The sequence below is a fragment of the Paenibacillus sp. p3-SID867 genome (genome assembly GCF_025142895.1).
Classification (GTDB): domain Bacteria; phylum Bacillota; class Bacilli; order Paenibacillales; family Paenibacillaceae; genus Paenibacillus_AQ.
Window position 1 is genome coordinate 1 of sequence record NZ_JAMBDM010000037.1, and the last position, 13,923, is coordinate 13,923.

The window sequence follows — 13,923 nt, forward strand, 5'->3', positions numbered from 1 at the left end:
GCCCCATCGCGAGGCAGGCCTCGCAATAGGCGCAAGCCGCCGAGCCGCACGCGGCGCATGCCGTGCGGCTTCGGGCCTCGCTGCCGCATCGCCGGCAGCGGGGGGCCGTGGCCCGGCGGCGCAGCGGGGCGGGCTGTGCCAGCCCCGCTTCCAACCGCAGGCGGCCCAGCAGGACGCCAAGCTGGGCCACGGAGCGCCAGTCCCCGGTGTCCCCCCCGGAGACCTCCGCCAATAAGGCCTCAACCTCGCCGGCAAGCAAGGCTCGTCCTGCCATACTCTGAATCAGCAGCTCCGCCTGCTGCATCAACAACCCCCAAACCTCAGCCTCGTTCCAATCTACGATAGAGTAATTTACATACGATCCGTCCAACATTTGAATCTCCTTAAACAAAACACTCCATTGCGATCTGCTTCCTTCAGGCTCCTGGAGCAAAAACGGAGCCAAGCTCTGGTACAAATATTTGTGCCAATCCGATTTCCCCCATTGATCCATGTCTTGGATGGATCGAAATCTCTCTTGAATGAATACCGCCCATCCTAGTGGGACCTGTGTTGATAACAGCACTAATGAGAAGGCACTCGTCTTCTCATCCGTCCATCTATTCACTTCACACCACCATCGAGTATCCACCCGCATATCCAGCGAGAGATAACACTTCCATTTCTCTGATGTTCGAATGGCATATACGGCAATCCGCATGAAATCATCTCCAATATCGAGACATATAAATTACATTATGAAACAGATCCTTCTCACGGTGCCCTATGTTAAAATCTGTCACCTCCTTCTTTTAGCTGCCTTATTCCCACTTCTCCTAGTCGGGTACACGTACTGCTACGAGGGACAGTCAGTCACAGGGAACCAAAATCTGAGTTGAGTGTGGGAGGTTCAGCTAAAAACAAATCAAGAACAAGCACCTATAGATACTTATGGATATTGGAAAGAGGCTCCTCTCCCCAGAAAAACAAAAAACACACCCCTCGCTTACGCTAGGAGTGTGCTTCACGCCTTTAACAATATGAATACGAACCTGGTAACCAAAACAACTTGCAGATGTTTATCCCTGTACATATGGAATTCGAACAGCCTCCATCGGGTTTCTTAGATCGATCCGTATCACTTCTTCTTCATTCGGATCGGCATCCACTTCCCGTGTCGAATCATCGGACCTCCAAGTCCCATATACCAGCTCAATTCCGGACAAATGAGTCAATCTCTGGACAATCTTCAGTGTATCATCGTACGACTGATCATCAAGGACGGTGACACGCACGCGCGTCCCGCTCAGCAGGGCATACCATGAAAGGGCTCTCAAATACCATTCCACCTGCCGCTCATGGTTGGACGTGATCAGCACATAATGCCTGCGCCGCCCCGTGCCTTCATCGGCTCTTCTGAGTTGACGGGCATGCATAATATGAATCAGAGCAACAGCAATCCCGTACACCGCGAGTATCCACAGCAATTGGGCAACCATGAGACTCACCTCCTTCTCTTATCAACAGTATATGCTGATCAGGAGGGGACGGTGACAGTTAAGAAACCAGGGCCCACACGGAACTTGATGGGAACGGCACAAACACCGTTAGCAGAACATCTATGGCAGCACATCTTCACTGAAGGCTGACCTCCGATGAATAAGTTCTTCTTACTATTATCAAGGTTTGTTCAGCTTCGGTAGAAACTTTTAAATTCCATATCATAACAAAAAGGAACCGCCCTTGGCAGTTCCCTCCCTATGTAAGACGCTTCCGTGCATTCGGATCGGCGATTACAACGTCACCCAGCCATATTTGATCGAGTTGATAACCGCTTGCGTACGGTCGTCCACTTCCATCTTCTGCAAAATGCTGCTGACGTGGTTTTTTACAGTTTTTTCACTAATGAACAGGTACTCCCCTATCATCTTGTTGCTCTTGCCTTCAGCCATTAGTCTAAGCACTTCCGCTTCGCGCCTTGTCAATGGGTTATTCTCGCCTGCCACGAACTTGACTCCAGCTTCACGCGAACCGCTTTCAGCCATAGCGCCTGCTTCGTTTACATAAGTCATCCGGCGGAGCTGTTGAATAAGCTTGCCCGTAACCTTCGGATGGATAAATGCATATCCCTCATGTACCGAACGAATCGCATTAATCAGTGACTCGGCTTCCATATCCTTCAGGAGGTAACCGTTGGCTCCCTTACGGAGCGTTTCAAACACATAACTTTCGTCGTCATGAATCGACAGAATAATAACTTTGATCTCAGGAAACATTTCACGTAGTTTCTCAGTTGCTTGAACGCCATTTTCGGTAGGCATGTTGATATCCATCAGCACGATATCCGGCTTCACTTCATTACAGAACTCAAGTACTTGAATTCCATCGCCGCATTCTCCGATTACGTCAATGTCGTCCTCCATATTCAGTATACGCTTCAGACCCTCCCTAAATAGCTGGTGGTCATCCGCTAGTAATACTTTTATAATCGTGTTCTCTTTTTCCAAATGTTCCATCCGATTACTCCTTTCTCTTTTCTACGTTCGTCGGGATATGAATCACGATCTTGGTTCCTTGATTCTCAGCTGAATCGATCTCCATTCTCCCTTCGAGCAGCTCAACCCTCTCCCGCATGCCAATTAACCCAAAGTGGTCCTTGCTTTTCTGCTCCAGCAAATCGACATTGAATCCCAGGCCATTGTCCTGTACAACGATTTTGACCAATTGCGCCTGGTACGTGATTTCAACAAGCACATAAGTCGGGTAAGCATGTTTTGCAGCATTCGAAAGTGCTTCCTGCACCAACCGGTAGATGGCAGCCTCCATCGCAGAAGAGAGACGATGCTCTTTTCCCCGTGTCTCGAAGATCGTGCGGATTTTCGATTTCTCTTCATAATCATGCACGTATTTACGCAGTGTGGGGATTAATCCTAGATCATCGAGTGCCATTGGACGCAGATTGAAAATGACTTTTCGCATTTCCTCCAAGCTCGATCGAACCTGGCCCTTCAAATCTACTATTTCGTCCTGCACCATCTTAAATTCCTGCTTTGCAAGCATTCTTTCTACAATTTCCGTCCTAAGAACCAGATTCGCCAGCAATTGTGCAGGTCCGTCATGAATCTCTCTGGAAATGCGTTTCCGTTCCTCTTCCTGCGCCAAAATAATTTTGAGACCAATGACCTGCCTGTTTTTCGCAGATTCGATGATTCGGGATACCTGCCCCAGCTCTCCGGACAAGTATTCCAATACCACGCCCATCTGAGATCCGATCGATTCTGCACGCTCCACGGAGTTCTCGACATTACGAACCCGCTTCTGCAGCTCATCTCGTCTTGCCTTCAAATACATTTCCTTTTCCCGGTAGATCATGAGGTCAAGCTGAAGCTGCGTCGCTTTCTCATACGCCTGCTTGATGTCCTCTTCCTTGTACCGGACAAAATCCCGGCTGACCTCGGTCAGCCGGATCCGGGAACGGCGGTAGTTCAGCTCCAGCTGATCTACCTTCTCTAAGGTTTCCGTCGTTTCTTTTAATGTCCGCTGCAGTTCATGATTGAGAGACGCGAGCTCCTGCCGCGACGCCTCCAATATTTCGAACATTTGGTATTTGCTGTCCTCCATCACTTTGATGGCATTTTTTATGACACGGTCGATGGCATCGGCTTGATAATCCACGCACTCTACTCCATTTCTAACGTTTCATATACATATCATACCATATCACGATTCGATCGTAACGGTCTTCGTGTTCTTGTCCCATTTTACTTTAAGGCCTAATTGCTCGGAAACGAGACGAAGAGGGACCAAAGTCCTACCGCCTTGAACCATAGGTGCTACAGCCGCCGAACTGCGCTTACCGTTTAGAATGAATTCCTTCTTGCCGACCGTCAGTTCCATGAGCATGCCGCCCCTCAGGACACCCACCCGCTGAGCGGATTGGTTCCAGGTTGCTTGCCCGCCGAACGCGTCGAGCACATGCTTAATCGGAACGTAAGTCGTTCCATTCTTCAATATTGGTGCCGAATCAATTGCCACTTTCGAACCATTCAGCATCAGCGATTTTTGCCCAATGGTCATGACCGCTTTGCCTGTTGGAAGACCTTCATTACCGGATAGGGACGGCATCGTGAAGCGGATATCGTCAAAAGATACAGCTCCTGTCAATGCGCGCTCATCCTGGCCTTCTTCCACGTTCACCACATACAACCGCTTCATCTGTGCCGGGAATGCAATGTTATGTCCGCTGAGATCGATGCTCAGTGTCTTCCAGCCGCTCCAATCAATTACTTTTGCCAAGTCGACGTACACGGTTTTCCCATTATTGTCCTTGAGCTCGGCGCGCAGCCAGTTCAGGCTGTTATCTCCCTCCACATCGATGGTCATGGCCGTTGCCTGTGCAGGGATCACTTTGCCAGTTGCGCCGTTCAACTCAGCGTAAGCGTACATTTTTTGACCTAATCCGCCTGTCATATCATAGGTCAGGTTCAAGACTTTAGATGATGCTTTTGCTCCGCTGCCATTTTTGATCGCCGCAGCCCCGGTAACTGCCGGCACATTGGTCGTGAACTTCACCGGGTAATTCACATTCTCGAAGTTCTCCCATGTGCTCTCGCCCGCTGCCGATAAAATAACGACCGTGCTAAAGCCGTCATAGCGTGCGATGGCATAACCGACTTTCGTATTGCTGTTCACTGAGGATACGGTCAGGCGGCCGTCTTTTACGCTGCCTTTAAATCCGATAAACTCCCATTTCAGCGCGCTGCTCGGAACCTCCAAGCTTTGACCATTGCCTGTTACGGCCGTCACCGGCACGGAAACGCTCGTTCCAGCCTGCAGCGGTGCGCTTGATACGCCGGTAGTCAATGCAACAAGATCATCCGCGCCCAGCACCTTGACTTGCATCGTAGCTTTCGTGCTGCCGCTTACTGCTGTCAGTGTTGAGGTACCCGGCTTTGTCGCTTTAATGCTTTGTCCGTTGACCGCTAGATTGCCGTTGCTGGACTTCCAAGTCGGTTTAATCGAACCTGCTTCAATTGGATTATAGTAGGTATCATAGCCCTTCAGTTCATACGTGCCGACTTGACCGATCAGGAGCGTGTTACTTCCGCTTACTTTTAAGCCCTTCAAGCTGCCCTGAGGTGCCGTGGAGAACACGCCAAGTGCGTTAACAATGCTGCGCTGCGTGGTGCCGTATTCCGTATTGAAGGTCAGCTGCGTGTTCATCTCGGCAAGTGGACGGTTTACCATCGTTGTCGATCCGCCGCCGTCCAGGTTCATTCCCTTCCATACTCCAACCTTCGTCATGAAATCCTGAAGCTGCTGCAGCGTCATGCCTTTGCTGTTATCGTTGCTCTCCGTGGCAATCAGGTAAGCGTAACGCCCGTCTTTGGAGTATCCTACGGCTGTACGTGCCCTGCTTCCTCCAATCGAATTCACGTTTCGCGAGAATGAAGTTGCCTTGCCGTTATCCACCAGTATCGTATGGCCGCCAATCATCATTTGGAGTGTAGATGGGTCCAGTTCTTTACCTGATTTTTTGGACACCAAAGCATAATCGGCTTCCAGCCTTTGTCCGACTGCCAGATTTTGTTTCACGAACTCTGCCGCAGCCCCATGGGTTCGCAAGATGTAGCTTCCCTCCGGTATCACTGCTTGCAATCCTGCCATTACTGAAATATCGGTGATGACCCCATCCGTTACCATAACCTCCGTTGGCGTTGTCGAGCTGTTCTTAGGACGCTCAATAGCCTTCCATGCGCTGGTGTAAATATAAGCTGAATTCGCATGGCTATACGTTGATCCGGTGCCCTCAGGAGCATAAGAGGTTTTGTTCATACCCGCGAGTGGGAACGAGGCTCCATTTTCAGCTGTAATACTCCCCGAAAATGCAAACTCATCCAGAATTGGCGTTCCATCGTTCGTTACTCCAAAAGCATACATGCCTTTCAGTTCCGATGGGGTTGACATCAACTGACCGTTCGATACTTGAGCACCCATCGGAGCCCCTTCGCTGCCGGTATTAAAAAAGTCACCGTTAATAGCAGCAACCGCTCCGTTCTCCTTAGCCATTCCGCCCGTGCTTTGTCTCGTTGTAAATTGATTCCCTTGGCCTGTCATGACATCCAGTTTCACGTACTTGTTGTTCAAGTCCACCCGAATGACATTGGCCAGCGATTTTGCGCCAGTACTGTTGATATACTGATATTTCATTAAAACCGCACCGGAAGTAATGATTTCCTCACCAAGCTTCTTAGCCGATGTTGATGCCGCATAAGCTACCGAGGATGTTGATAGATTCCCTATCACTGGTATTCCGCTGCTCAGCACAGGACCTACCCAGATGACCCCTGCCAATGTAATAATCAACCATTTCTTGCCTACACCATATGTTGTAGACTTCAGTGTTTTCCCCTGACTAACCATGTAATCGTAACTCTCCCATCTCTCGTTCAACACGGATGCCGAACATATAAAGTCTCTAATTAATAGACTTCATTTTTGCGGAAAAGTTACGAATTTGTTATAAAAAAACACTTTCGCGTATCGTACACCAAGTCTTGTACAATTTGTAGCGGCATTTTTTAGGAGTCTATGTAAATCAATCCTATGTTACTATATTTTCTTGCAAAAGTAACTAGTTTGTCATAAATTATATTCCTGATTTTCCATTTATTTAATGAAAATCTGATAACCACGATAGTTCATCAACTTTTATAATTATTTCATTTTTGTCATATTCTATGGTTCAGCTGAGTTGAATCTCTACTCATAATTAGAAAGAGAAGCAGAAAAAAGGCATGCACCGATTTTTTTCAGAAGAAAAATTAAATCAGCACATGCCTAAATTTTATATCTGTTACATATCTTAAAATTACCTTAGTTTACGCCAGCTTGTTCTTTCAACGCTTCCGCTTTGTCTACGCGCTCCCAAGGAAGATCGAGATCCGTACGTCCAAAATGTCCGTAAGCAGCGGTTTGTTTGTAGATCGGACGACGAAGATCCAGCATGCGGATGATTCCGGCAGGACGCAGGTCGAAGTTGTTACGCACAAGCTCAACCAGCTTCTCTTCGCTCACTTTACCTGTTCCGTAAGTATCTACACTAATCGACACGGGGTTAGCGACACCAATAGCGTAAGCCAATTGAATTTCGCACTTGTCCGCAAGTCCTGCAGCAACCAGGTTTTTAGCCACGTAGCGAGCCGCGTAAGCAGCGGAACGATCAACCTTTGTAGGATCCTTACCGGAAAATGCACCGCCGCCATGACGAGCGTAGCCGCCATAGGTGTCCACGATGATTTTGCGGCCTGTCAGACCAGCGTCCCCTTGAGGACCACCGATTACGAAACGGCCGGTAGGGTTAATGAAATATTTAGTTTCTGCGTCCAGCAATTCAGCCGGTACGACAGGAAGAATAACTTGTTCTTTAATATCCTTCTGGATTTGCTCCAGTGTTGCTTCTTCGGCATGTTGAGTCGAGACCACGATCGTATCCACGCGAACCGGGGTATTGCCGTCATACTCAACCGTTACCTGGGTTTTACCGTCCGGACGCAGGTATTCCAGCGTACCGTCTTTACGAACCTCGGACAAACGACGAGCGATACGGTGAGACAATGCAATCGGAAGAGGCATCAGTTCTGGGGTCTCGTTCGTTGCAAAACCAAACATCAGACCTTGGTCGCCAGCACCGATGTTCTCAGTTTCCTTGTCCACTTGGGAAGGATCACGATTCTCCAGTGCAGCGTTTACCCCCTGTGCAATATCGGCAGATTGCTCATTCAGCGATGTCAACACCGCACATGTATTGGAATCAAAACCGTATTTTGCACGGGTATACCCGATTTCCTTCACGGTATTGCGTACGATGGATGGAATATCCACGTATTCAGATTTAGTGCTAATTTCACCAATGACCAAAACAAGACCAGTCGCAACGGAAACTTCACAAGCTACGCGTGCGTTCGGATCGTTAGCCAAAAAAGCATCGAGTACCGCATCAGAAATCTGGTCACAGATTTTATCCGGATGTCCTTCAGTTACGGACTCAGATGTAAATAAACGTCGCCCTGTTAAAGACATGAGATCAACCTCCCATATGAATAGTATGTGATATATCAAGAGGTCCTACACAAAAAATGAACCTTTTCCGACAGGAAAAGGTTTGAAATGTACAATCCTCAACATGCATATTAACTTATTTGTTACCAGGTGTCAATCCAGTAAGTAAGCTGTTTTTCAAGGATTCTCTTGGGTTTTTCAATCATTTTAATCAAGAATAAGTTCCACTTGTAACTGAAAAACGACTACAGTCTACCGAAGAGACTTTGTTCAGCGTTTCGAACCAAACGTTTAGTGATCTCTCCACCAACGGATCCGTTCTCACGGGATGTTAGATGTCCCCATCCAGGACGACGGCTGGAAGATCCACCTCCGATGGTTCCTAACTCAGAACCAAATTCCGTATCGGCTCCATTGGAACCGTTACCATATCCCACAGGTAATCCAAACTCTGCTGCAATTTCGTATTTCATTTGCTTCAGCATTTCACGACTCTCCGGTACCACTTGACGGTTACGACTGCTGCGTGCCATGAAAATACACCTCCTGTATTGGTTTTTACAGAAGTATTATTTGTCGATTTCAAGGCACTCACACGTATAAAACGTTGTCACAACTGGCAATAATTATAAGAGGATTAAGCCGGACAAAAGTCCTCGCCATTCCACTCGAGGATAAAGAGATATCAGCAGATGTCTAACGCACCTTAGTTGCCGATCATTACTTAATGGTGTAGCCGCCGCGCACCATGACAATCAAATTGATTGTCTGTCCTTCTTTCACCTGAATACCCCGACCTTCACGCGGGAAGGAAAGCAGATGGTTCTTAGGCGCCGTTTCTCCATTTAACAGGTCTTTACCGTCCGTTAGGTCTGCTACGCCGCTAGAGACTTCTGTATAGATCACAGCATTACCTGAACGAACAATGAACTCCGTTCCTGCGTCGGCAATCAGGATCTTGCCAGGTTTCAGCGCAACATTCTTAACTTCATCGGTACCTTGGGATGGCTGGGTAGGATTCGTCGGGTTCGTAGACCCTCCACCACCGCCATTCAGCGCTTGCTGGATTTGTTGGTCTACGTAGCTCTTGGTGACGACCGGATCGTCGGCGGTGCCTGGGGTGGTGCCTGCACCTGTAGCCGTGTTGCTGAATACGGCACCAATCCATATGCCAGCGCCTATAGCTAGTGCTGCCATTGATACTTTCAAGTATGATTTCATATTGATAAATCCTCCCTAACAATGCTGTATTTACTTAACTATAAAAAATTTATAGTTCTCTTACAAGCAAATATAGCAAAACCTTGCTTCTGTTAGAAGCAAGGTTTTAATTGAAAATCATCCGGTTCTTTATTTTGTCAATAATAAGAGCCAGAGAACTAAGTTCTCTGGCTCTTATTTCAATCTAATAATTACTTGGAGTTGTTGATAAAGGTACTTACGGTAATTTCCTTAGTACCATCCAGTACTGTTGCAGAGAAAACTCCTTGAGCCTTATCGTCAGCCAGATTTACAATGATTGCTTTACGATCAGCACTCAATTTTACATTTGCATCAGCGTATTGTTTGCCGTTAACAGTCACTGAACCAGATTTAATACCAGTAACTGCATTGTTCAAATTAACAGTCAAAACTCCGCCTTTATAATCTACACCATTAGCAAATTTCAATGTAGCATCATCTTCCACATCAGTATCTCCAGCAACATTTGCTACGGCACCAAACAGAGAAGATTGACCGTTGTTGATTGCACTAACCAATTTTTGAACTTTTACATCTTTCGCCACTTTGTAAGTCAAAGTAGCTTCATCAAATGTAATGCTACCAGCTGCAACTTGATCTGGTCCAGTACCTACTTCATAAGTTGAAATTGTAACTGTATTTGTGTTAACGCCAGTTTCAGTAGCTGTTAAAGTAATTTGCTTACCTTCAGCAACCGCTCTTTTACCTTGAACTGCAGCGTCTACTTTTGTAGAAGTTACAGCCAGGCTAGTTCCTACAGTAGAAGGAGCTGCAAGTTGGGTCACGCCGGAATCAGCAGCTCTTGTAGTGGTACCAGCAGCAACAAGATACTTAGCACCTTTTACTTGAACAGAGATCAGCTTGTTTTGAACAGATTCTTTAGTAAGCAAGACGGTAATTGTATCTTTATCTACTTTTGTAACTGTGTAGTCACTCTTCGGTGTCAGTGCAGGGAGATTATTCGCAGACTCATCCTTGATAAGGAGATCATTTGAAACATCAGTAGCGTCTGCACCAGCAACTACCTCAAGAGCTGTAGTAAATTTAATCGTAAATTGCTGCCCACCATCAACATTTTCTCTAGCAGTTACAGAATCAACACGTGGTGCTGCTGCGTTATTTACTGGCATTGTTACATTAGAAGGCAGATTCAGTCTGTTGTTAGAATAAGTCTCAATGGAGTTGTTAGCAAACAATGTAACAGTGCCACCGACTTCATCTTTCGCAGCTTTCAGTGTTACTTTATTTTCATTGATGCTAACAGATGCAGGATAAGAACCATTGATCAGGAAATCACCAACATTTGCATTAGCAATAACATTGTTGAATGTCAGCTCATAAGTTCTAGCATCTTTTTGTACAGCAGCTGTCCACAACAGCTGGTTGCTAGCAGCTAACAAAGGTTCAGTATGCAGGGATACCGCTTGACCTGTTTTGGATTTCATACCAGTTACAGTAACCGATTTAACGGAGCCGTTAGGTCCGAATGTAACTCTAGTTCCGTCGATATACTCAGGGAACTGAAGAACTACGGATTTACCACCGTTTACTACGTTCACATTTACTTCAGTTGGAAGTGCGACGTTTTGTGCGCTACCGCCGTTCTTCTGGAAGTTAATGTAGTAGTTGCCTTTAGTTTGCAGAGCTGCAAGATCCATTTCCTTACCAAAGTTCAACGTAACCTTACGAGTAGTGTCGTTATAATCAGAGAAAGCTACCGTTGGAGTCGCAGCGTCATTAACGACGAATGTACCGTTGTACTCTACCAGAGTGTTTTTCAAAGCAGTTGTATCTTGTACGTCTGCCACTTTCAAGCTATATGTTCCGTCTGCAAGCGTGTTGTAGAAATGAACATGGAAAATTTTATTGGAAGCATCAGCTGCTACAACGCTGCTAACTGGGATGACATCGTCACCTTTTTTAACAGTGAAGTATTTCTTATCAGCTGCGCTAACTGCTTTGTCAAAACGAACAGTCAATGTATTATTCAGGTCTCCAAAAATAGTTTCAACTACTTGAGGGCGAACCAGATCAACACTAGCTGTTACTTTGTGTTCTTTTACAGCATTAACGTTACCAGAGTAGTCTTTAACATTAATGTTCAAAGTTGTTTCGTAACCTGGCAGTCTGTTGTTGTTCACGTTGAAGTCAACTTCGTAAACATTGCCAGCAATTTGTGTTGCTTTACCAGTTTTCTTGGTAGTACCAGACAACCAGTAGAAGCTCTCATCATTTACAGATGCCGGATCGATTTCTTCGTCAAAAGTCACAAGTACTTTTTCCAAAGTAGCAGTGATATCAGTCACTTTAGGACCTTCAGTATCAACAGCTGCAGTAAATTCAGTTGTTTGCGCCAAGGACTTCAGACCAGCATAGTCTTCGATCAAGGAAGCAGTCAACTTGTGAGCTCCAGCAGAGATTGCTCCAGTGTAGCTCTTAAGGATAACTTCTCTCTTGTCAGCACCTTGTGTTACAGAACCAACAAATGCCTTATCGTCCAATTGGAAGTTGCTAGCAGTTGGAGCAAGAACAGGCTCAGAGAATGTTACTTTAATTGCAGCAGTACCCAGACCTTTAACTCCGCTCACAGTTGGCAGCGTGTTGTCGGAAGAAGTAAAGGATACTTCACCTTGTGGCAGAACGGAACCGCTCTCGCCTTTAACATTCTTAACTACAACTTTGTAAGTTGTACCTTGTGTAAACTTGCTGTTTTCGGACAGCAAAATGCGAACTGTCTTAGCATCTTCCAACAAGGTTACGGATTTAATGCCTTTGGAGTTGCTATCCACAGTGTAGTTGTTTTTGTCAGTAGCAGTAGCTTTGTCTACTTTACCGTCAAATGCAACTTCAACCTCTTTGAGGTTAGTGGAGCTAGCGGACTCAACTTTAGTAGCGGAAGTTACAACCCAAGTTACACTTTCAGTGTACTCGTAGTTGTTATGTTTGAACTTAACTTCAGTAGCTGTGTTAGCTTTCAGAGCTGTTTCCAGTTCAACTTTCACTTCTTCGTTGTTAGCAAGTTTGAAAGTTACAACTTTACCGCTCTCAGTAACTTCATAAGAAACTACTTTTGGTTTTTGTTGGCTCAGGTAGATTGTGTAAGCAACTTCAACCAGTTGGGAACGGGAAGCGTTCGCTTTAGGGTTAGCTTTAGCGTCTACCAGACCAGCGTTGATTGCTGCTTGAACATAACCTTTAGCCCAGTCAGAAGCGTTGTTGTTCGTTTCTGTTGGAACTTCCAGTTTTTGAGCAGTAACGAGAACCTTCGCCATTTCTTGAACGGTGATTTTACCGTTGAAGTCGAAGATCATTTTCGTTGTGTTTTTACCTTCCATCAGACCAGCAGCATAAACTGCTTCTACATAAGGAGCTGGCCATTTGTCAGCTTTGTAGTTTTTGTCTTTGAAAGACGCTTTGCCTTGGATTGGCTCAAGACCCATGATGCCTACCAAGACTTTCGCGAACTCAGCGCGAGTCATTTCTTTGTCAAGACCAGCAGTTCCATCTGGATAGCCAGTGAAGATACCTTTTTCTTTCAGTACATCAAATTTCTGTTGTGTGTTAAGCGCATCGTCACCGAATGCAACAGAAGCAAACATGGAGAATGCCATTGCTGTAGACAGTGCTACGGATAAAATTTTCTTCATAACCTTTTTTTCTCCTCCTTGAATCATCACTTGATTGTTTTCTTTAATTTGGTAGCTCTTATCACTCATTGTCCTGCACCTCCTTTCCCGAGTTGAGCATAAATCATAAATGATGTCTGTGACGATATCACAGAATCTTGTTAACGAGAGAACACTACAAACTAGAATAGATTCCTAATCCTACCTAGGTATTATACAACGAGTCCCATACTCCGTAAAGAACATTTTTCTAATTAATAGACAAGTTTCTTGTTTCGGATAATCTTGGGTTGCTCATTGGGTTCTACATTATAAACGTTTGATTTCTCGAAAAGTTGCGGTTGTTGCAAAGTTTTTTTTAAAATATTTTCGAAATCATTTTAGATTCGCATAACATTGGGTTCATTACATATTGCGACAACAAAAAAAGACGCCCTATGGGCGCCCTTTGTAGAATCCTAGCGAATCTTCATAGCAAGCTGGATAATGCGTGCACGCATCTCCGGGTTGCTATGCAGTGTTTCGTACATCAGATCAATTTCCGCTTTATTCGTACGATATGTTTTGTCATGTTTTATTGTTGTATGAGACCACTGGATCAACGCATTCTCTGCCGCTGTCATTTCGTTAAATGAATCATGAAAGCCTGTCTCAACAACGAGTCCCTCCATGACTTCCTGAGTTATCTCATCATGAGCGGCACGAGCCAGCTCAATCTTCTTCTCCATCACTTTGGCTTTTTCCTCGAACTTGGTCTTCGCCTTCAGGTAGTCGAGCTGCGCTTTTGATAATATCGGCTTCATAAATTCATCTTCACCCTCTAAAAATAGTATGTTCTTCCGCTATTGTAGCGTATTCTACATGAAATTACAAAACATTAGATATTGGTAAACGGTTTCTTAGTCCCTAATACGGTCCTTAAGATCTTGTTAATTATGTTATATATAACCTTATCCTTCAAAATTTGTACATAAGAAAACGAGAGCAAAGCCATCAGAAATTAGGCTTCTGCTCT

The 13,923-nt window shown here is 45.6% G+C and carries 9 protein-coding genes and 1 pseudogene; all 10 read right to left on the bottom strand.

All coding sequences use genetic code 11. The features are described 5' to 3' along the window. A pseudogene (locus M4D81_RS33545) lies at positions 1-700 on the bottom strand (DNA/RNA helicase); the annotation flags it as partial. Positions 701-1,058: 358 nt separating this feature from the next. Continuing rightward, positions 1,059-1,478, bottom strand: a complete 420-nt coding sequence (locus tag M4D81_RS33550) for a hypothetical protein (RefSeq protein WP_260069547.1) — start codon at positions 1,476-1,478, stop codon at positions 1,059-1,061. 294 nt (positions 1,479-1,772) lie between these two features. Continuing rightward, positions 1,773-2,495 carry a response regulator gene (locus M4D81_RS33555; protein WP_071219809.1) on the bottom strand — a complete coding sequence of 241 codons (723 nt, stop codon included), beginning with the start codon at positions 2,493-2,495 and terminating at the stop codon, positions 1,773-1,775. 4 nt (positions 2,496-2,499) lie between these two features. Next, entirely contained in the window at positions 2,500-3,654 is a 1,155-nt protein-coding gene (locus M4D81_RS33560) for a sensor histidine kinase (RefSeq protein ID WP_009594214.1), read from the bottom strand. A gap of 45 nt (positions 3,655-3,699) precedes the next feature. Continuing rightward, positions 3,700-6,402, bottom strand: a complete 2,703-nt coding sequence (locus M4D81_RS33565; RefSeq protein ID WP_260069548.1) for a phosphodiester glycosidase family protein — start codon at positions 6,400-6,402, stop codon at positions 3,700-3,702. A 453-nt stretch (positions 6,403-6,855) separates the two neighbouring features. Next, positions 6,856-8,061, bottom strand: a complete 1,206-nt coding sequence (gene metK, locus M4D81_RS33570) for a methionine adenosyltransferase (RefSeq protein ID WP_100540938.1) — start codon at positions 8,059-8,061, stop codon at positions 6,856-6,858. A gap of 224 nt (positions 8,062-8,285) precedes the next feature. Next, entirely contained in the window at positions 8,286-8,573 is a 288-nt protein-coding gene (locus M4D81_RS33575) for an alpha/beta-type small acid-soluble spore protein (protein ID WP_260069549.1), read from the bottom strand. Between the two features lie 187 nt (positions 8,574-8,760). Then, positions 8,761-9,261: a hypothetical protein gene (locus tag M4D81_RS33580; RefSeq protein WP_260069550.1), complete on the bottom strand. Its 501-nt coding sequence runs from the start codon at positions 9,259-9,261 to the stop codon at positions 8,761-8,763. Positions 9,262-9,452: 191 nt separating this feature from the next. Beyond that, a complete protein-coding gene (locus M4D81_RS33585) occupies positions 9,453-12,998 on the bottom strand; it encodes an S-layer homology domain-containing protein (RefSeq protein WP_260069551.1) in 3,546 nt (1,181 codons plus the stop codon). 368 nt (positions 12,999-13,366) lie between these two features. Then, positions 13,367-13,711 carry a hypothetical protein gene (locus tag M4D81_RS33590; protein WP_260069552.1) on the bottom strand — a complete coding sequence of 115 codons (345 nt, stop codon included), beginning with the start codon at positions 13,709-13,711 and terminating at the stop codon, positions 13,367-13,369. Positions 13,712-13,923: the final 212 nt, after the last annotated feature.